This is a genomic window from Streptomyces sp. NBC_01092, from assembly GCF_045039535.1.
Taxonomy (GTDB): Bacteria; Actinomycetota; Actinomycetes; order Streptomycetales; family Streptomycetaceae; genus Streptomyces.
This window is the reverse complement of record NZ_CP108659.1, coordinates 5,799,519-5,819,088: the sequence shown is the minus strand read 5'-3', so window position 1 is coordinate 5,819,088 and position 19,570 is coordinate 5,799,519. Positions and strand designations below refer to the sequence as shown.

At 68.9% G+C, this 19,570-nt stretch carries 16 protein-coding genes and 4 pseudogenes; 10 read left to right on the top strand and 10 right to left on the bottom strand.

Annotation, left to right across the window (positions count from 1 at the left end; translation table 11 throughout):
- The first annotated feature begins 251 nt into the window (after nt 1-251).
- Nucleotides 252-1,163 carry a hypothetical protein gene (locus tag OG254_RS26505; protein ID WP_405586278.1) on the top strand — a complete coding sequence of 304 codons (912 nt, stop codon included), beginning with the start codon at nt 252-254 and terminating at the stop codon, nt 1,161-1,163.
- 1,210 nt (nt 1,164-2,373) lie between these two features.
- Here the strand turns inward: OG254_RS26505 and OG254_RS26500 are convergent.
- The 4 genes and pseudogenes from OG254_RS26500 to OG254_RS26485 form a co-directional block, all read right to left on the bottom strand.
- Nucleotides 2,374-3,006, bottom strand: a pseudogene (locus OG254_RS26500) (replication initiator); the annotation flags it as partial.
- A gap of 76 nt (nt 3,007-3,082) precedes the next feature.
- Nucleotides 3,083-3,280: pseudogene (locus OG254_RS26495) on the bottom strand (sigma factor); the annotation flags it as partial.
- A 195-nt stretch (nt 3,281-3,475) separates the two neighbouring features.
- On the bottom strand, nt 3,476-4,366 hold the full coding sequence (locus OG254_RS26490; protein WP_405586276.1) for a helix-turn-helix domain-containing protein: 891 nt from the start codon (nt 4,364-4,366) through the stop codon (nt 3,476-3,478).
- Nucleotides 4,363-5,160 (bottom strand): peptidoglycan-binding protein, encoded by a 798-nt coding sequence (locus tag OG254_RS26485; RefSeq protein ID WP_405586273.1) that lies wholly within the window; start codon nt 5,158-5,160, stop codon nt 4,363-4,365. The genes OG254_RS26490 and OG254_RS26485 overlap by 4 nt, the downstream gene beginning before the upstream one ends.
- Before the next feature lie 336 nt (nt 5,161-5,496).
- Between OG254_RS26485 and OG254_RS26480 the strand changes: the two genes are divergently transcribed.
- Together OG254_RS26480 and OG254_RS26475 are read left to right on the top strand one after the other, a co-directional pair.
- Nucleotides 5,497-6,036 (top strand): peptidoglycan-binding protein, encoded by a 540-nt coding sequence (locus OG254_RS26480; protein WP_405586271.1) that lies wholly within the window; start codon nt 5,497-5,499, stop codon nt 6,034-6,036.
- A 275-nt stretch (nt 6,037-6,311) separates the two neighbouring features.
- A complete protein-coding gene (locus tag OG254_RS26475) occupies nt 6,312-7,406 on the top strand; it encodes a peptidoglycan-binding protein (protein ID WP_405586268.1) in 1,095 nt (364 codons plus the stop codon).
- Between the two features lie 858 nt (nt 7,407-8,264).
- On the opposite strand, the gene OG254_RS26470 is transcribed toward OG254_RS26475, so the two are convergent.
- The 3 genes and pseudogenes from OG254_RS26470 to OG254_RS26460 all read right to left on the bottom strand — a co-directional run.
- Complete coding sequence (locus OG254_RS26470; protein ID WP_405586265.1) at nt 8,265-8,585, bottom strand: transcriptional regulator; 321 nt, start codon at nt 8,583-8,585, stop codon at nt 8,265-8,267.
- Complete coding sequence (locus OG254_RS26465; protein ID WP_405586264.1) at nt 8,582-9,073, bottom strand: hypothetical protein; 492 nt, start codon at nt 9,071-9,073, stop codon at nt 8,582-8,584. Before OG254_RS26465 ends, OG254_RS26470 begins: the two co-directional genes overlap by 4 nt.
- A 147-nt stretch (nt 9,074-9,220) precedes the next feature.
- A pseudogene (locus OG254_RS26460) lies at nt 9,221-9,316 on the bottom strand (DNA-binding protein); the annotation flags it as partial.
- Between the two features lie 13 nt (nt 9,317-9,329).
- Here OG254_RS26460 and OG254_RS26455 point away from each other — a divergent pair.
- A pseudogene (locus OG254_RS26455) lies at nt 9,330-9,407 on the top strand (VapC toxin family PIN domain ribonuclease); the annotation flags it as partial.
- 577 nt (nt 9,408-9,984) lie between these two features.
- Here OG254_RS26455 and OG254_RS26450 read toward each other — a convergent pair.
- Together OG254_RS26450 and OG254_RS26445 are read right to left on the bottom strand one after the other, a co-directional pair.
- Nucleotides 9,985-10,317 carry a hypothetical protein gene (locus OG254_RS26450; RefSeq protein WP_405586261.1) on the bottom strand — a complete coding sequence of 111 codons (333 nt, stop codon included), beginning with the start codon at nt 10,315-10,317 and terminating at the stop codon, nt 9,985-9,987.
- 183 nt (nt 10,318-10,500) lie between these two features.
- A complete protein-coding gene (locus OG254_RS26445; RefSeq protein ID WP_405586258.1) occupies nt 10,501-11,184 on the bottom strand; it encodes an SMI1/KNR4 family protein in 684 nt (227 codons plus the stop codon).
- A 101-nt stretch (nt 11,185-11,285) separates the two neighbouring features.
- Here OG254_RS26445 and OG254_RS26440 point away from each other — a divergent pair, with 101 nt between their 5' ends.
- Nucleotides 11,286-11,762 carry a DUF6578 domain-containing protein gene (locus OG254_RS26440; protein WP_405586255.1) on the top strand — a complete coding sequence of 159 codons (477 nt, stop codon included), beginning with the start codon at nt 11,286-11,288 and terminating at the stop codon, nt 11,760-11,762.
- Between the two features lie 25 nt (nt 11,763-11,787).
- Here the strand turns inward: OG254_RS26440 and OG254_RS26435 are convergent, their stop codons facing one another.
- Complete coding sequence (locus tag OG254_RS26435) at nt 11,788-12,582, bottom strand: helix-turn-helix domain-containing protein (RefSeq protein WP_405586253.1); 795 nt, start codon at nt 12,580-12,582, stop codon at nt 11,788-11,790.
- A gap of 392 nt (nt 12,583-12,974) precedes the next feature.
- Here OG254_RS26435 and OG254_RS26430 point away from each other — a divergent pair, with 392 nt between their 5' ends.
- The 5 genes from OG254_RS26430 to OG254_RS26410 all read left to right on the top strand — a co-directional run bounded on the left by OG254_RS26430 (nt 12,975) and on the right by OG254_RS26410 (nt 19,567).
- A complete protein-coding gene (locus OG254_RS26430) occupies nt 12,975-13,112 on the top strand; it encodes a hypothetical protein (RefSeq protein WP_405586251.1) in 138 nt (45 codons plus the stop codon).
- 221 nt (nt 13,113-13,333) lie between these two features.
- Entirely contained in the window at nt 13,334-15,838 is a 2,505-nt protein-coding gene (locus OG254_RS26425; protein WP_405586249.1) for a dCTP deaminase domain-containing protein, read from the top strand.
- A 2-nt stretch (nt 15,839-15,840) separates the two neighbouring features.
- Nucleotides 15,841-17,088 carry a hypothetical protein gene (locus tag OG254_RS26420; protein WP_405586247.1) on the top strand — a complete coding sequence of 416 codons (1,248 nt, stop codon included), beginning with the start codon at nt 15,841-15,843 and terminating at the stop codon, nt 17,086-17,088.
- Nucleotides 17,085-17,867: an HAD-IIA family hydrolase gene (locus OG254_RS26415; RefSeq protein ID WP_405586245.1), complete on the top strand. Its 783-nt coding sequence runs from the start codon at nt 17,085-17,087 to the stop codon at nt 17,865-17,867. The genes OG254_RS26420 and OG254_RS26415 overlap by 4 nt, the downstream gene beginning before the upstream one ends.
- On the top strand, nt 17,864-19,567 hold the full coding sequence (locus OG254_RS26410; RefSeq protein ID WP_405586243.1) for an alkaline phosphatase family protein: 1,704 nt from the start codon (nt 17,864-17,866) through the stop codon (nt 19,565-19,567). The genes OG254_RS26415 and OG254_RS26410 overlap by 4 nt, the downstream gene beginning before the upstream one ends.
- The last annotated feature ends 3 nt before the right edge of the window (nt 19,568-19,570 follow it).

Sequence of the window (19,570 nt, the reverse complement as noted above, 5' to 3'; positions counted from 1 at the left end):
GGAGCTGGGGAGAGTGGTGAGTTGAGCGGCGAAGGCAAAGCAACCGGCAAGACGGCATGCGGACTTGTGGCCAGCGCGACTTCTGAGGCCACTGTGACGCTTGCGAAAGATCTTGCGCTTCTACAGTGGGGGTTCGCCGGCCCCCTAAAAGTTGCTTTTCATCCGATTTGGCCCTCAATAGCGCATATGTCGGATGCCTGATTCGGCAAGATCGAAATATTCCCTTGGGGGGAACCTTGACGAGAAGCACCATGCCGAGACGCATCCTGACCCGGTCAGTGGGCGTTGTCGCAGCAATGGCAGTCGCACTCATAGCCGCACCGCTGGCGGGCACTGCACAGGCCTACAGCGCGACGTCGGGAACGCTGAGCTTCAGCGGCGACGCCGGTGAGCCCATCTCAGGCGGTCAGCCGTATGAGTACTCGGCTGGAGCAGTCCAGATGTTCGACGTCCAGGGCGGCACGGACCAGAACGGCCTCACCGTCGCAATAGATTCGGACCAGGGCACGCTCTGGCGTCTCATCGTCGCCGCCCCCGACGGTCAGAAGCTGGCTGAAGGCACCACGTACAGCGGGGCGAAGCAATGGCCCTACGCCCAGCCAGAGGATCCTGAACTCACGTTCGGCGGAATCGACAACGGGACCGAGAAGGGGTGCAACACCAACTCCGGCTCCTTCACCATCGAGCACATCGCCTTCGGCCCCTACGGCTACGTCCGCGAACTCGATGCCACCTTCGAGCAGTACTGCAATGGATCGACAGTGCCTCTGCGCGGTGCGGTTCACGCGGTCATGCCCGAACCTCCGGTCGAACTCGCCATGGGGATGAACGTCGACTCCGCGGGCACGGTGGACGTCCCAGATGGCCAGATCACCGTCGGTGGCACCGTGACGTGCAACAAGCCTGCGAGCGTCTCGCTCGTCGGCCAGGTCTTCCAGATCCAGAAGAAGGGGACGCCGGGCGCGTCCTATGAGACAACCGTGGCCTGCACCCCGGGCGCTCCCGTCCCGTGGTCTGTCAGGCTGACCAGCCAGGAACCTGGCACCTCGTTCCAGCCTGGCACCGCGACGATGCGCAGCAGGGCCCGAGCAGATGACCGGGACTACCCGGTGACTGTCGACACGGGACAGCAGGAGTCGGAGGTCACGCTTTCCAAGCCCTGACCCAGCTGGGCGCAAGATCAGCTGACATCACGGGTTGACAGCAACGCGAGCGAACAGCCCCGATCGATCAGAGCAGTGACCCAGCCCTCGGATGACATAGGGGCCCCTCGATGCCTATCGAGGGGCCCCTATCGTCGACAGCACGCGGCGAAGACCTAAAGCGCAGGCAGGGGCGCTTCCTTGTTCTCCTTGGCCGCCTCACCCGACGTATGTACTGGAGGCAAGACACTCCAGGGATAGTTGACCGTATGAGGGTCGTCACTCGTAGCGAGGTGCCGCAGGTCAGCCAGGAAGCAGTCGGCTCCCTGAGCGAGCGCGGTCATGACCTACAGGTTCGTTGCCCGCGCCGTCGGGGCGCAGATGGACCTCGACCACGACCCTTCATCGAGGCAGTACTTGAGGCGCCGACCGAGGACATCGCCCGTTTCCGCGAGGTGCCGTGGCGCTTGCGGCTCGTTCTCGCTGCTCGGCCGGAACGAGGCTGATGACGAAATCATCGACGGCTTCACCGACGCGTCCCACCTTCCCGCAGCCTCACGTGGTAGGTGGCGCCGCCGCGGAGGGCGGCCAGAGCAGCCGCGGACGCCTCGTCGTCACCGGCCAACAGCCTCTCCAGCAAATGCCGTTCCATGGTCACTCCCGCCAGGACCCTGCGGTACGGCAGCCAGGTACCGCGACCCCAGCAATCGCCCAGGTCCGGCAGCGTCCTCCGGGGCCCGGTAGCGGCCGGAATGGCCGTCACTGGCCGATCCGGCCAAATCACCACAGCCAGCGGCCTAGGAACTCGGCGCAGCCGTTCGGCCCGCCACTCGCGGACGCGCGGTGCGGTGATCTCATCCAAGTCCAACTCGGCGAGGGCGAACAGGTGCTTGTCGAGGAGGTATCGGTAGAGGTCCTGAGACAGTGGCGCCAACTCCCGTTCCTCCACCCACTTGTCGGCGTAGGCACGGAAGCTCACAGCCCCGGCATCCGGGTCACGCCACTCGCCTCGGCGGACCTCTGTCTGCTTTTCAGCAAGCCAGTCGTCCGCGTCAGCCGTCGTCTCGAAGGTGACGGGCGCCGGGCGCATAACGCCGTCAGGCCCCGGATAGCGCGCCTGGTACCGGCCGGACGGAAGCCGTCTGATCGCCCCGAAACGGCGCCGCCTGCCTTTGCTGTTGGCCATCAGGCAGCCCTCCTGTAACGCGCCTTCCGTTCCGGCGGCGGGTTCGAGGGATGCGGCCGGCCACTGCTCACCACTGCTGAAACCAGTTCCGGCGAAGACCCAGTGGGCGAGGACGAGCGTGGTTTCGTCGTCCTGCGGGACGGCCGGGGCGACTTGGGCGCGGCGCCAGTCGGCGCGGGCGTCGCGGAGAGCGCCGAGGGTGGTGGAGTAGCGGCGGGACTTGGTGGAGAAGTGGCCGCGGAATCCGAGCATGTGGGCCCAGGCGCGGAGCCTGAGGTCTGCCGGCTCGGGGCGTGCGCCGAGGTCCCAGGCGGTGCGGATCATGCGACGGGCATGGTCGGTGATCCGGGCCCCGGCCAGCTCGGCGAGGAACTTGATCGGCCGGTCCAGGGTGCCGGTCGCTGTCTCGGCGCCCTGGGTGGCGTACTTCGCGATGTACGCGGCCACCGCCCGCTCGGTGAGCTCCTGGCCGCCCTCGAAGTCGGCCGAGCGGATCGTGCGGACGTCGAGTTGACGGCCGAAGGCAAAGGTGTGCGTCCGGCCGTCCTCGTGGCGCAGACGCTCGATGGCAAAGCCGCGGATGTCGTCACGTACCGCGTCGGCATCCCACCTGGCCCTCGACAGCAGGTGCTGCACGCCGTACGGGGTCGCGTCCCCTGCCTGCTCCGCAGGCGTCCAGCACATCTCCGGACCGCCGGTCGGAGGGCCGGCCAGGCTGGAACCGTTCCTCCGGACGTACAGGGCGACGGCCTCCGGCGCCGTTCAAGTCCAGTTCGGCCCGGCGTTCCCAGGTCCGGACGAAACCCTCCTGGACCACATCCTGCGCCTCGGCGAGGTCGCCTGTCATCGCATACAGCCGGCCGATGAGTCGACCGACGCTCGCGGCGTAAAAGGCGTCGAATTCGTGCTCGTCGGCACCCTGGCCGCCGCGCGGTTCATCTGGTGGTCGCATGCCTCTCTTGTCACGCTGCGCCGTGCCACTTGGCTCCCTCGCATCGGCTCCCTCGAACCACAAGAAGTCAGCGACTCACGCGCAACCCCCGGGTCCCGACGCCGAGCTCTTCCGACCACCACCGACGGCCTCCCCACCCGCCTACCCCCACTGGGAATTCCCGACTTCGGCATCGACACGTCCGAGGGCCGGACGCTACTCGCGAGAGCCTGACGCCACTGGAGGTGAGGGCAGCCGGGTCGTGGTGGCGGCTCCGCCCACGCGGGCCTCGAAGCACTCCCGTTCGCCGTCGGCCGACGCGGGCCGGAAGCAGGCCCGGACGGTGCTGCCGGGACGGACTTCGGTCATCTCCGTATAGATGAAGGTTGCCGCGTCGTCCTTGTTCCTGATGCGCACGCTGTGGGTCGGGCCGCCTGCCGTGACGTCCACCCGGTCGCCGATCTCGGTCCCCCAGGTCCGGGCCCAGCTCGCGCCGCACTTCTTGCTGTGGCGCAGCTCGACGTGGGCGCCGGTGGCCGTGCGGTACGAGGCGAGGGTGTCGGGGCCGATGCCGCAGATCAGACGCATCGGGTCCCGGCCCTCGCAGGCGGCTCCTTGGCATTGGGGAGCGAGTGAGAACGGGACGGAGGCCGGTGGCGGCTCGGCTTCCTGAGCCTCCGAGTCCGGCAGCAGGAGGAACAGCAGAGCCGCAGCACCACCGACGATCACTGTGTACGCCGACGCCAGCACCACCAGGAGCCTGCCCCTGCGGAGTCGCCGCCACCCGCTCCCGGCGGGCGGCGGCGACTCCTGAGGTTGTGGCCGCGGCGACTCGTCCGTGGGAGGGGCGGGCGCGGGGGCCACCGCGCGTCCGCTCCAGTGCGACTCGGCGATCTCCCACAGGGCCAGCAGACGCCCGTCCGGTTCGTTCGCGAGCCGGCACAGTTCCTGTACGGCCTGGCGAGGAGGCAGGCTCTTGCCGTTGAGGTAACGCTCCCACGAGGACTTGCTGTACGCCGTCCGCTCCGCCAGCGCCGCCAGGCTCAGCCCCGCACCGGCCCGCAGTTCCCGCAGCGCCGCGGCCAGCCGGGTGTGTTCCGCGGTCACTTCGCATCCGCCGACCGCAGGGCCTGCCAGGTGGGCGGGTCGATGACTCCGTTCACGATCAGCCCGTTCTGCTTCTGCATGCGCTCGACCGCTCGGCGCGTCTTGGGGCCGAAGACGCCGTCGATGTCCCCTGGCGCGGTGCCCGCCCGGTGCAGCAGGCACTGCGCCTCGGCCACTTCGAGCCCCACGTGGGTGTTGGACAGGAGGATGTCCGTGGTCCGGCTCAGGCCCGCGTACCAGCGGCCGTCACGCTGCTCCAGCCGGCAGGTGTAGATGACCGGCACCAGGGACTCCGACACGGTGGCCGGGGCCGTCGCGACAGCATCGCTGCGGTCGTGCGCGAGCTGGGCACGGGCCTCGGTGAGCCGCACGGCCAGCAGGAGCGCGGCGGAGACGGACAGCGCCGTGACCACGGCTCCCGCCGTGACCGCGACGCGCAGGTGACGCCCGTACGGCTGCTGCTCCGTGGGGGTGTGTTCCGGTGTCGCGGAGAAGTCCTCGGGGGTGTCGGTGGTGACCGCCCTTCCCTCCGCCCAGCGTTGGGCGGCGATCTCGTGCATCGCCAGCAGCCGGTGCGGATCGTCACCGCCGACGCGGGCCATCGCCTCGACGGCCTCCCGGGGCGGCAGAGACCTGCCGTTCAGATATCGCTGCCACGACTTCGCGCTGTACCCGGTCTTCGCGGCCAGTTGCCGCGTGCTCAGTTCGCTGCGGTCCTTCAGCCTGCGCAGTCGCACGATCAACTGATGGGCGTGTGGGTGCAGTTCTCCAGGCAGTGCCTTCCAGCGCGACACGCTTTCCCCCACTCGCGTTCGGGACCGCAGGCCCGCCCCCCGTGTCCCCGTCTCATTCTGCATCAGCTGTCACGGGGATCACAGAGTGGGCACCCCGCCCCGGCGCGACCCCGCCCTGGCGCGGAATCAGCCATCCCCTCGTCGCGGTCCCGCCCCAGGGACTCGGCGGGCGACATCTCCGCAGGTCAGCGCGCGGGACGTCCCGGGATGAGGTCACTTCTGCGTCAGCTGTGGCCCAACATCACACCGAACCCGCAGGCTCGTTGCGGAGCCGGCCGGTGCGGTCGGCTCCGGCAAACGCACGCCAATTGGGGAAGGAACACAATGAACTTCGGTATGACCCGGACCCGCCTCGCAGCCGCCGTCGCCGCCACCGTCGCGACGGGCGCGCTGGCCGTGAGCGCCTCGCCCGCCTCGGCCACCTCCTCCCAGGGGTACTTCACCGGTTACGGCACCACATGGACGGACGACTGGAGCAACGAGGGAACGCTGTCGTCCGGCAGCTACGCCAGGTCCAACGCCACCTGCCTGTGGCAGAAGATCCTCTGGGCCGAGGGCGCGACGGAGAGCAACGGCACCGCCTACGACTACGCGGACATCGACGGCGTCTTCGGCTCCAACACCACATACGCCAGCAAGCGGCTTCAGACGCGCTGGGGCCTGGACGACGACGGACGGGTCGGCCCCCTGACGCTCGGCAAGGCGGACAACAAGCTGCGGTACAGCTCGGGCAGCACGTCCTCCGGGACGCTCTACCTCACGTACGACGGCGCGGCCCACGACTTCACCCTGAGGCGCGACGACAGCAACCGGTACGGGTTCGTCCAGGACGGTGCCTGGCGCCTCGCGGGCTACAACTACCGCACCTGCAGCTGACCACACGTCCTTCCGAGGGCCGTCGGTCGGCAGCCAGGCGAACGACGCCGACGCCATCAAGATCTGGCGCGACCCCGACGACGGGAAGTGCAGCGGGCACCTGGCAGGTGCCGCAGGGCCGCATCAAGGACGGCCGGCGCCCCTGACACACGCGGCCTATCCCTCGTGCAGGAGGGGACAGGCCGCAGGTGGCACTCGATGAACGACAAGCACTCCAAGCCCTGGTCGGCCCACTCGGCTCGGCGTGCCACAACGAAAGGAAATACGGGGGAATCATGTCTCTTCGCAGCCGACTCACGCGCCGCGCGCAGGTCACTCTCATAGGCGTCGCCGCCGGAGGTGTCGCGGCCGCAATCGCCGTCGTACCGTCGTTCGCCGACAGCGACTCCTCGGAGCCGGCGACGGTCGCCGCCCAGAAGGAGACCGACTACGGGCCCGAGCCCGAGGCCGACAGCAAGCTCGTCACCCAGGCCGGCGAGCTGTCGACCATGGCCACGGCCACGCTCTCGCCCGACACGATGATCAACCGGGCCCGTACCTGGCTCACGGCCAACAACGGAGCCCCGGTCCCCTACAGCATGGAGCGCACTTGGAAGGACGGCTACCGCCAGGACTGCTCCGGCTATGTCTCCATGGCACTCGGGCTGGGGAAGCCCGGCCTGAACACCGTCGGGCTGGCCGACTCGCGAAACGGCGTCACCACACGGCTCAGCAGCATGAGTCAGCTCAAGAAGGGTGACCTGCTGATCGACTACAGCACCACTGACGGCGATTTCCGTCACGTAGTGATCTTCGAGAAGTGGGCCGACACGTCGCACAGCGCCTACTGGGCGTACGAACAGCGCGGTACGTACGGCACGACCCACCGGCAGCTCAAGTACGGGATCGGCAGTGACAACTACGACCCCTTCCGCCCGGTCAACCTGGGTGACGGCGGTGGCGGCGGACAGCTCCCCTCCCCGGGTGTCTCCTGGCCGATCCTCCAGAGCGGTTCCAAGGGCGCGGACGTGCGGTCCGCCCAGCAGCTGCTGACCGCGCGGGGCTACACGGTCGAGGCCGACGGCATCTTCGGCCCGAATACCCGCTCCGCGGTGATCCAGTTCCAGAAGTCCCGCTCCCTGGCCGCTGACGGCGTCATCGGCCCGAACACCTGGTCAAAGCTGATCACGACGGTGCAGTACGGCTCGTCCGGCCAGGCGGTGACGGCAGCACAGACGCAGCTGAACGTCTACGGCTACGGCCTCGCGACCGACGGCAGGTTCGGCTCGAAGTCGAAGTCGGCGACGGTCGCCTTCCAGAAGAACCACCACTTGCAGGCCGACGGCGTCATCGGCCCGCAGACCTGGCGCGCCCTGCTCGGCACCCGCTGACGCGAGCGGTCCCGGCGGCCGACCGACGGCTCCTTCCCACTGCGCCCGCAGCGGGAAGGAGCCGTCGCTGTACATCCGTGGAGCCGATGGAGGCGTGGCAGCGTCCCCGAGGGCTACTGACTGGGCACGGCACGCTCGTACGCCGACTCGCCGGGCTGGTCGGAGCAGGACCCGATCGGGGGCGCACGGTGGTGAGACTGAACGCGGATGCGCTGGACGGCGCGCGTGGGACCCCGCGGATATGTGAGCGCTCCCCGGACCGGTGTGACTGAGCGCCTCAGTTGGCGAGTTTCGCCGACCCGGACGCTCAGAGTTCAGCTTGGGGACGTTGAGGAGCCGCCTCGGCATCGGCAGTCCGCCGGCCACGGAGAGGGGCTCCCAGCGGCCCCGTCCGCACGGTGTGCCCTTGGCGGCCCCGTAAGACCGGTGAACCACGGTCAACAGCGGTGCGATCCCGCACCTTCGGGCGCTGGACCGAGAGACATTTACCCAGGTCAGAAGCTATCTGGCCGCCCAAGCGCCGTCGCTTCCCAAGCTGAGAGCGCGAGTTCGATTCTCGTCACCCGCTCCATGTGAAACCCCCAGGTCAGTGGCCTGGGGTTTGTTTGTTGTCTAGGCCAATCTGAGGGTGACGTGGAAAGGACTCTGGAGTTGCCCGATCTGCCGCGCCTGATCGGCGGACGGTCGGCCGCCTTCCGGGCCGCGGTCGCCGCCGTGCCCAGCATGAGAGACCTCAAGGCCGCTCGCCTGCAGCGGAGTTCACGCGGCGGACGGCCTCCGGAATGAACCCGGACGCGTCTACGTCTCTACGTCGGCACGGTCGCCGCCGCCGCGCGCCTCACCCGGCTCAGATCGTGATCAGAGAGCCGGATCCGACGGCCCCACTATCGCCCGCAGCGCCTCAAGGTGCCTCTGATATGCATCCCGACCTCGTCGGGTCAGCCGGAGCCACACTCGCTGCCGGGTGTCGCGGACGGCCTTGCGCTGCTCGACGTAGCCGGCGTCCATCAGCACGGTGACGTGCTTGCTCAGCACGGAGGCGGAGAGGTCGAGTTGCTTTTGGACCAGGCCGAACTCCGCCTCGCCCGCAGCGTCCAGGAGGGCGCAGATGCGCAGCCGGTTCGGGGCGTGGATGGTGGTGTCGAAACCCTCCAGCCGGTCGGGGGTTTCGGCGCTCACGGGGTCTTCCGGTGCAGGCGGACGAAGGCAAGGTGGAAGCCGACGGACACGGCGGCACCGATCAGCGAGGCCGCGATCAGCCACACCGGCCGTCCCGTGACGCGGAAAGCGAGCACTGCCGCCACCAGTAGCACGGGCAGGCCGACCGCGAGCGGCACGGTCGCCCGCTTCGGCAGCACGTCCAACCGCAGCGCCACCCCGGTCCTGTCGCGCCACGCCTTCGCCGCAACGGCGAAGAGGGCCAGGTACACCGCGGTGCTCGTCAGCATGATGGCCATCCAGGCGGGGCGCGGCAGCAGCCAGTCCGAGTCCGCCATGACGCCGCCGTAGGTGATCGGGAGCGCGGCGATGTAGAGCGTGAGCGTGATGAAGAACCAGTTCGGCCAGGGTGTGGCCGACAGTGCTGCGGCGGAGGCCCGGATGTGCTCAGTGTCGGCCAGGGCGGCATGGGCCTGCCCCGGCGTCAGACGTACCCCGTGAGTTTCCATGACGGAAAGAGTAGCGGACAGTTTCCAGCATGGAAAGAAACGAGTTTCCGGTACGGCAAGTGACTGGCTCGGCCGCTTTGGTTCTGTCTGTCCGCTCGTGATCGGGGCGCTCTCCGGGATGCGGGCATGTCGGCCGACCTTCACCTACCGGATGCGCCGCTCCTCGATCAGCCACCGAGGGAAGCGGGCGGTCGCGCCTAGCAGCTCGGCGACCTGGTCCACGGACAGGTAGCGGTCATTCATACGGTGGGCTCTCCGCGACCGGGACTTCGAGTGCATCGCCGCCGTCACCGGCCAGGCACTCCAGCGGTACGGACCCGTAGCCGGCAAATGAACCAAGGGCGAGCCTCAACCGTTCCGCGAAAGCCGCGCCCATCGGCCTCGCAGCGCAGAACGGACATCACTCGAGCGCTGTGCACACGCGAAGGCATTCCCCGACTGGACGTCCGAGCGAGACCGGCTCAACACCGAGCCCGTCCGAGAACACGATCTGCCCACCATTCTTCGCGCCCGTGCCCACAGTGTGCCCATGAGAGCGGACAACCACGGTCGACAGCGGTGCGGTCCGACCCGCACGAACGCCCGAGCAAAAGTCATCTGCGCACGTCAGAGCCGTATGGCCCGCCCAAGCGCCGTCGCTTCCCAGGCTGAGAGCGCGAGTTCGATTCTCGTCACCCGCTCCACGACCAAGGCCCAGGTCATGGACCCGGGCCTTAGCTGTCTGTCGTGATCAGTGGTCGCGTGCCAGGTCCGTGCCAGGCGGCTTGCCAGGCTCGCGCCCACTGGGCGTCAGTCAGCCGCACAACCAAACCAACGATCAGATGATCCGAAGGAACGGCCCAAGCCCGAGGGGCGGTGGCCGTACTCCTGAGAGCATCCGGCCGCCGCCCCTTCCCCCGTTCGACCGGGTACTACTCGATGGTCCAGCCGACGCTGCCGACACCCGTGCTGTACCAGGCACAGGTGGCGGAGGACTGGCCATACTGGCCCGGGTTCAGGGTCACCCAGTCACCGGAGACGTCGGGGGCCCGGCCGCAGACGACCTCGGCGCGGAACCGGATGGTGCGGTCGCTGTTGTTCGTGCAGCTGGCGATGCCCCGGTCCGTGTCGACACCGTGGACCGCGCCACGGCAGTCGACCGAGCCCGCGGCCGACGCCGGGGCGGCCATGGCGCCGACGGACAGGGCCACCGCCGAGACGGTGGTGGCCAGACCTGCGGCGAACATCTTCGTACTGCGGATCATTTTCGTGCCCCCGAAAGGTTGCGGCTTGCATGTGCTGACCTCAGTGAAGGGCACGGGAGCGGCCCCGGGTACCTGACATCTGTCAGGGTGCCCGGCCCAGGGTCTGTCGTTGGATCAGGTCGGCTGAAAGGAACTGCGCCTTCCAGCCGCCCCGCGACGCCGACATGATCCAAACGACAGGCCCTAGCCGCCCTGTCGGCCACGCCGTACGACAGTCTCAGTCTTCTCGACCCAGTCGAGGTACCAGCCAGCGAATCCGACCTGTCCGAGGGGACTGAACCGTCCGTCCCCAGGACGCTCGTCGAGCCACACTTGCCCGCGCTGTGGGCCGGACACGACCAGCCAGTGGAAGTAGCCGCACCCTTCGTGGCTGAGGCACACAGCGCCGGACAAGAACCAGTCGGACAGTTTCTCGTCCTCCTCCAGCCAGGCGCGGTACGCCGCGTCGAAGGCTGCTTCGTCCTCGAAGTCGGACTCGACGGGCTCCTTGCGCTCCTGCTCTTCCTCGGCACGCACGCTCTCTTCCGCATCCGGGAAGGGGAAGCGCAGTCGCTCGTGGGCGGTACCGCCACCGGGGTCAGTCCATAGCCACCCGGCATCTGCGCGGGACAGGGTCGCGAGTCCATAGAAGGGTCCGGCACCGCCGGCACCGACTTCGAGGAGAAAGGCCCGGTAGTCCGCAGGCAGCGAGACACCCCACCGAGCCTCTGCCTCGGCGACATTCGCCTCCGAGAGCGGATCAGCAAGCTTGAAGTGGTGACCAGTTCCCCCGTACTTGTCCCACGCGCCGAAGACCTCCCGCGCCTTGTCGGCACGGGCCAGAATCTCCACCCGCTCTCGGACATCCCTCCAGATCACCGCCCCCATGAACGGAGCGTAGGCCAGGGGAGAGTGGTGGATTGAGGTCCGTGCGGAGGGGGCGGGCAAAAGCCCTGGTGAGCGCCGGGCACCCTGCGGACAATGACCCCATGACGTTGACGATTTGGGTCGATGACTGGCAGATCCAGTGCTGCGGGGAGGCCTTCACGCCGGGTGATGTCGTCTCGTGGCACCTGCTGGAGATCGATCCCGAGGATTACGCCGACCTCGTTGGTAGCGAACGTGCTGCCGAGATCGACTTCTGCGAGGAGCATCACGGCCGGGAAGGCGGGCGCCCGCCAACCCGGTTGCAAGTGCTGACCATCACAGAAGTGCACTGCCGGTACGAAGTCCCTTCAGACAGCACGTCGAACGTGCAGCATCCAGTGCCGGGCACGACCGAATTGGTACCGGTCCAAGTAGCGAACGGATGGGCAGAGGCTCGCCCATACGTCAGCTTCACCGGCTACCTCGTGACTGCCGAGCGGACCGCAGACGGGGGGCAGGAAGGCCCAGCTTCTCGGGAGCGGGGAGCCAAGCTCGGTGCATCGATCGGCCACGAGCGCTCACCGGCCGCGACTCGGTGAAGTCCCCTCGTGGCGAGCGAGCCTGCTACGCCGAGTTCCGTCGGGCGCGCATGGCCCACAGGTAGCCCGCCTGGAAGCGGCTCTGGGCGCCCAGTTCGACCATGACGTCCGCGATGTGTCGGCGGCAGGTGCGGACGGACATGCCGAGGCGCAGGGCTATGGAGGCGTCGGTCATGCCCTCCATGAGGAGACGGACTATGGCCTGGCGGATGTCGTCCGTGATCTCGCTCCCGGCGCGGAACGCCATGGTGAAGGGGTCGGCCGCGAGCCAGAGCCGCTCGTAGGTCTCCCTGATGAAGGCGACGACGTTCGCCTCCCGAACTATGGTCGCGGCAAGGGGGTTGTCGGGCACGGAGATGACCGCCGCCTCGTCGTCGAAGACCAGGAGGCGGCTGAAGTGGTCGTCCAGAGTGCGTACTTCCGCGCCCAGGTGGGTGATGCGGTCGACGTACTCACCGGTGCCCAGACCGAACCGGGCGGTGTGCTGGTAGAGGACACGCATTTTCACGCCCCGCTCGAGAGCGGCACGATCCCGGGGGGCGGCTTCGGCGAGGATGCCTTCCTCGCGGGCACCGCCGGGCTGGGCCGTGAGGATCTCGCTGCGGGCCCGAGTGGTCAGGTCGGCGATCGCGATGCGGACCTTCGAGAGGTCGTTCAGGACTTCGAAACGGTTCTTGTTCTCGTAGGCGACCTGGGCCGCCTCGAAGAGCGGGAGGAAGGACATGATGGATGCGCGCGTGTCCTCGACGAGGGCGCGGCGAGCCCGGATTTCCCGCTCGATGGGGATCACGACTTCGTCGACCGCTCCTCCGGGTGCCACTGCACACAGCCTGCCCCTGGAGTGACCGCGTAACAGCCCCATCGCGATCAATTTCTCCACAGCGGCGGCGGCGAGGGCGTCGGGCAGCCCGATGGCCGGGCCCACTTCGGCTCTGAGGAACCCCTGCCCCACACCGTGATCAAGAGCATGTTTATACACAGTTTGCAGGGTCCCACGGTCCACCTCGATCAAGCCCAACAACCCCCGTTTATGCTGTATTTGTCCAATTTTTCGGGGCGTCATCATGCTGCCAGGCAACATGATGACGCCCCTTCATTATGTAATCATCATGCATGGAATGGCATGGTGATTCGTCTCGCCTCCATCACCTCGCACCAACTCGTGTGATCAGGAGGTGAACAGCACCCCACGTGCAGGCGAAGGACAGGCTCATGAAGCTCCTACACAAGACCGTTCTCGTCGGCTGGGCCTTGGCCCTGGCCGTCGGCGCAGTGAGCGGACTGACGAATGTCTCGGCCACGGCCTCCGGCGTGGTCGGCGTCGCCGCACAGGACACCGGCTGGGGCTGAGCAACCCCCACCGTCTCCAGGTGGCCCCCCGGCCCCCCGGCCCCCGGCCCCTCTTCTCCTCGCCATCCACCCTCTGGCCAGACCATTTCCGTCGCAGGGGGCGCGGCTACCGATGCCCTTCATGTCTGCCCCGACCAACAGGTGTGCGCCGAACCGGACGACTGACGTCCCACTGCTGTGCCGGCATGCACTCCCACCGGGAATTAGCGAATAGGCGATCCATGATTCTGACCGGGACCGAAATCGAGCGTGAACGCAAGAATGGTCGGATAACGATCGAGCCGTTCACTCCGGAACAGGTCAATCCCAACAGCTACAACTTCCGCCTGGGCAAGACCCTGAGGGTCTACCAGGACATGCCGCTCGATGCCCGGCATACCAACCAATTCGAAGAGATAGAGATACCGGACGACGGCTACGTCCTGGAGCCCGGCCGGCTCTATCTCGCCCACACCATCGAGCGGCTCGGCAGCGAACACTACGCGCCCACCTTCGCCGCGCGCTCCTCCGTCGCCCGGCTCGGCCTGTTCATCAACCTGTCCGCCAGCCTCGGGGACATCGGCTACACCGGCCAGTGGACTCTGCAGCTCTACAGCATGAACCGGGTCCGCGTGTACCCCGGTATCAATATCGGCCAGATGATGTGGTGGCGCCCGCAGGGCGACATCATCCTTTACGACGGCAAGTACCAGGGCTCCGTCGGCCCCCGGTCCAGCGATATCCACGTGGACTTCGACAAGCAGTTCGCACGTCAGCGGTTTCCTGGACTCGGCGCCACCTTCGAGCCGAACGAAGTGGGTCCCAAGTTTTCCCAACTCGGCGCCTCCAGCCACGATTTCAAGGTGCCGACCGCATTCTGTGTGCCGGCAGGTGAATTCGCGGACGCACTGACCGACGATCAGAAGACGGCACTCGCAGGCACCTTCGCCGATCTCAAGGCCACCGTTGGCGCCTTCTTCACGGACTCCGTCGCGAAGATCCAGAAGATCAGCGCCGAGATCCGTGTCCCGGAGCAGGCCCGCGCACTTCTCGCCGCCCGGGTGACGGAGGTCTTCGGCGACGTCGACGGGGTGGAGCTGGCGGTCCGCTCCTCGGGCCTGGACGAGGACACCGAGGACTCGTCTCTCGCCGGTGTACACCAGTCCGTCCTGGGCGTTCGCGGCCTCGACGCGGTGATCGACGCCGTCGAGCAGTGCTGGAGGTCCTACTACGAGGCTCCGGCGGTCGCAGCCCGGGTCCGAGCCGGGAACTTCAGGTCCACGCCGCGCCTCGCGGTGATCGTCCAGCGTCTGGTGCGGCCGACGCTGGCCGGTGTGGCGTTCACCGGACTCGACGGTGCCGACGACGACGCAGTGGTCGTCGAGTACGTCGAGGGGCTGGCCGACGCGCTGGTCGCCGGTGTCGCCGTACCGCGTCGTACCGACTCGGCCGAGGTGGCCGCCGGGCCGTCGCCCCAGACCGCCGCGGACCACCCTGTGCTCGTCGAGGTCATCGACATGGTCCGGCGCCTGCGCGAGAGCCGGGGCCACCACGTGGACGTCGAGTGGGCGGCCGACGCCGACGGTGTCCATCTCGTCCAGGTCCGGCCGCTGACCGCGGCCCGTGAGGTGTCCACCACCTCCCCCGTGCCGGTCGCCGAGGGCCACCGGCTCTACCTCGACGAACTCCCTTCCTCCTTCAACCTCGGTGCGGTGGCGGCCGTCTACGGCGGCTACACCGCCAAGCGGGGGCCCGCCCACCGGATGGCCCACGAGCACGGTGTGTCCACCGGGGCCGGCTGGGTCGTGCGGTTCAACGGCAGGGGCCTGCACGGTGCCGAGACCGCCGCGTCCCTACGGGAGATGCTCGGCGGCGGCAGCGACGAGTGCGTGCTGGACTTCGGCGACACCCTGCGCCAGATCGTGGTGCCCAAGGAGGAAGTGCTGCCTCAGCTCGCCGTCACGACCGGGGCGTCCGCGGACGGTACGGCGCTGCACAGCGTGGTCGTACGCGACTTCATCCGCGGCGAACTCGGGGTGATCTCCCGTCAGGTGGGCGAGACGGGCCTGGTCGTCGAGTACACGGACGAGGGCCTGATGGCCCTGAACCGGGGCACCGCCGGCGGCGAGACGATCGTCGTCAAGGACGTGGCGGCGGGTTATGACGACCCCGCCAACGCGACGTTCCCGCCCGCCGGGGCCGTCCTGCGTCCGCACCTCGACGAAATCGCCCGCTTCACCGCGGCCATGCACGCGGGGCACGGGCCGGTCACCTTGGAGTGGGTGTACGACAACGGCACGCTCTACTTCGTCGACTACTCGGTGCTCGGCGGCGACGACTCTGTCACCGTCTCCCACGGCGAGGTCTGCATCTCGCCCGGCACGGCCCGCGGACCGCTGCTGCGGCTCGACGACGACGCGCTGCTGCGCCGGCTCTCCATCGGCCCGGCCGTGAGCATCGACAAGTCCCAGGACGTCAGCGAGCACGAGGGCCTGGCCCGGATCCTCGAACTGGTCTCGTCGTACGACGAGAAGCCCGTGATCAGCGCCTCCCGGCCGTACGCCGTGCTCTCCGTCCTCATCGAGCACGTCGCCGGATTCGTCTTCGACCAGGGATCCGCGCTCGGACACCTGGCGATCCTGCTGCGCGAGGCCCGGATCCCCGCGGTGACCGCCGCCGGAATCACCGGAGCCGAGGCAGTGATCAGCGACGGCACCGTCGCCACCACCGGCCGCAAGGGAGAATGAACATGAGCGACACTTCCGTACCGACGGCCGACACGGCCGGCCGCCGCCGCGCCTGGCTGGCCCTCGGCGGGCTCCACCTGCTCAACGGAACGGCCCCGCTGGCCGGCACCGACGCGGTGGTCCTCGTGGAGCTCGACGCTCCCGTGGAGCAGCCCTTTCCCAGCAACACGGTCGTGGTGCACTGGGACCGCCTCGGGCCGCTGGAACTGTCCGCCCGTACGGTCGACGGCTCGCGTCGGCACACGCTCAAGGCCCAGGGCGACGACCTGTTCCCCGGCATGCTGCCGGGTGAGGCGCTGCGGGCGGCGGTGGCCGCGGTCGCCGACGGGCAGGCCGGCCCCCTGGTGCCGCTCTTCTATGTGACGGCGGAGGGCGACCGGGCCCATGTGCACAGCCAGATCAGGTTCCTGGCCGAGGACGCCTGCTTCATCCGGATCACCCCCGAGCCGGTGGCCACCTCCGAGGTCGAGAACTTGGGCTGGCTGCCGGAGGCGGTGCGGCTGCACGCGGAGCAGTTCCTCTTCCTCAACAACCACCAGCGCTACTACCGCAAGTGCTTCGGCGGCAAGGAGCTGGAGTACAAGTACACGCTCACCCCGCCCGTCGACTCCTGGACGCTGACGGTCGAGCTGTACCAGGAGATGCTGGCCGGCGGGCTGCCGGGCTACATCATGGAGTACCGGGACGAGTACCAGGCCTGGGACTACCTGAACCACCTCTTCGAGATCACCGGTCCCGAGGAGGAGCGCGGCTACGCCTCCTTCATCCCCACCACCGACGGCAAGCACCTGCTGAAGCGCAAGTGGTACGCGGAGGACACCTTCGAGCGCCGGGAATCGCACACCTACGGCCTCGACCTCGCGGACGACGGCCGGTTCGAGCGGTACATCCGGGAGGAACTCCAGGTCCAGGCCGTGCGGCTGCCGTCGTTCCGACGGGTCCGCTACGACATCAACTTCGAGTCCGTGCGCACGGGGCACGTCTACGGGATCTTCTTCGACCACTGCAGTCTCGTCGATGCCCGCGACGTGACCCTCAACCAGTGCGAGCTGGAGTACCTGCGCAGCCGCGTCGCCGTCGAGCCGGACGAGGCCGAGGTGCTGACGGAGATGACGGAGATCGTCGGCTGGCTGGAGGGGTTCCTGCGGGCGCGCGGCCTCAATGACCAGCGGGGCTTCTACTCCAAGCGGACCTTCCTCAAGGACGCCGTGGCCGCCCGGCCCGAGCTGGCGCGGAAGGTGGACCGATGACGGGCACGCCGGTGCGCGCGGTCCTGCTCGACCTGGAGGGCACCCTGTACGCCCGGGGAGCCGCCGTCGACGGTGCGGTGGAAGCGGTGGCCGCCTTGCGCGAACTCGGGATCGGGCTGCGCTTCCTGACCAACACCGACTCCAAGACGGCGGACCGGATCCACGCCGAACTGGCGGAGTACGGGCTGACGGTGGCGGTGGACGAACTGTTCACCCCCGTGGTCGCGGCGACGCAGCTGCTCACCGCCGCCGGGGCACGCACCCGCGCGATGGTCTCGCGGGAGCTGAGCGCGGCATTGCCCACGCTGGCCGACGAGCCGCCGTACACCCATGTGCTGATCGGGGACTGCCGGGACACGCTGGACTACGCGGCGCTCGACAGCGCCTTCCGGGCGGTGCGCGACGGGGCCGAACTGCTCGCGCTGCAGACCGGCCGCTACTTCAAGCGGGCCGACGGCGACCATCTGGACACCGGTGCCGTGGTGGCGGCCGTCGAGTACGCCTCGGGCGCGCGGGCCCGGGTGCTGGGGAAGCCTGCCACCGACTTCTTCGAGCTCGCGGCCAAGTCTCTGGAACTGCCCGCCGACGCGTGTGTGGTGGTGGGTGACGACGCCACCACCGACATCTCCGGTGGCCGGGCCGCGGGCATGCGGACCGTGCAGGTACGGACGGGCAAGTACACCGACCAGCGGGCCGAGGGACTCACCGGCCGGGCCGACCACGAGATCGACTCCGTGGCCTCTCTTCCCACGCTGCTGCGCGAGCTGGTCGCCGTATGACGGTGTACTGGGTGGTGTGGGACGCGGCGGCGCACTGGGTCGTGGACCGGCTGGAACGGGAGGGCGCCCTGCCCTCGCTGCGCCGCATGCGGGAGCGCGGCGCCTTCGCGGCTGCCCGTCCGGCGCACCCCAACTGCCAGACCCCGCCGTCGCTGGCGACCCTGTTCACGGGTACCTGGCCCCGCGAGCACAAGGTCACGGGGTACACCGTGCCCGGCGCGGGCGAGGGCATCGCCAGCCATGTCAGCGGCTTCTCCCCGGGGTTCCCCGCGGTGCCGCCGGTCTGGGAAACCCTGTCGGAACGCGATCTCAGCAGCGCGCTCGTTCACGCCCCCTGGGTCTTCGACCACGGGGGCCGGGTCGGCCCGCACATCGACGGCGCGGTGGAGGCGTACAGCCGCCGCGTGACCCGGCACGCGGTACACGAGCTGAACACCGAGGGCCAGGACTGGCGGATCGGTGGGTTCCGGGTCGCGGTCTCGGTGGAGGCGGAGCCCTCCCGGCGGGTCCGGGTGCAGGTCACCGGGGCGCCGGGGGGCCACGGCGGGGACGGACTGCTGCTCGAACCCGGTACCGGCTGGCAGCCGCTGGAGCTGGACCGCGAGCACGGCACCTGGATCTCCTGCGTCGATACCGGCGGCCGGCTCCTGCTGGCGCACACCGGTGTCTGGCAGCCCCGTTTCGCCGGGCGCAATCGCAAGACGCTGCAGCGGCTCGCCCAGTGCCCGCCGTTCGCCGGTGAGGGGGTGGGCCCGCTCTACCGGGAGGGGGTCTTCGGCCCCCGGCTGGCGGAGGGCGGCGACGGCAGCGCCGAGGAGGTGTTCCTCTCCTCGGTGGAGTGCGTGGCCCGCTCCTTCGGCGCCGCGGCCGATGCCGTACTGGAGACGCACGAAGCGGATCTGGTCGTCGTCTACCTTCCGATGACGGACGACGTCGGTCATGAACTGCTCGGCTGGTGCGACGAGAAGAGCGCGGCCCACCGCCCGGACATCTCCGAGGCGGTGTGGTCGTACATCCGGCGTTGCTACCAGTGGTCCGACTCCGTGCTGGGCCGGATGCTGGACCGTGCGGGGCCCGAGGACACGGTGGTGCTCGGCGCGGACCACGGCATGGTCGGGAGCACTCATCTCGTCCACGTCAACGACCAGTTGGTGCGCGCCGGCCTGGCCCGGACGGCCCCGGACGGGAGCCTCGACGCCGACGGCTCAACGGTGTTCTACCACCCGGCGAACAACGGCTCCCTGTGGACCGGACCGAGCCTGGCCGGCGACCCCGTACGAGCCCGGGCCGCCATGGAGCAGGCCCGCACCGCCCTGAGCTCCCTCACCGACCCCGACACGGGGCGGCCCGTCGTGGCCGGCTTCCTGGACCGGAACGGTGTCCGTGCGGCCGACCCGGGCGCCGATCCCTTCGTCGCCTATGTCGCCCTCGCCGACGACTACCAGCCGACCGCCCAACTCCTGGGCGAGGAGGGGGTGGTGCGGCGGGTCCCGAAGACGGGCGCCCACGTCGTCTACACCGGTGACAGCAGGCTCCACGCCGTCCACGCGGCCGTCGGTCCGGGCATCGCGGCCGACGGCCGGGAGGGCGTCATCGACAACACCTGGCCGGCCGCGCTGGTCCTCGGCCAGCTCGGCGTGGACCCCGCCCTGGCGGGCCCACACGCCCCCGGCACATTCGAACCGACCGAAGAAAGTTGATGG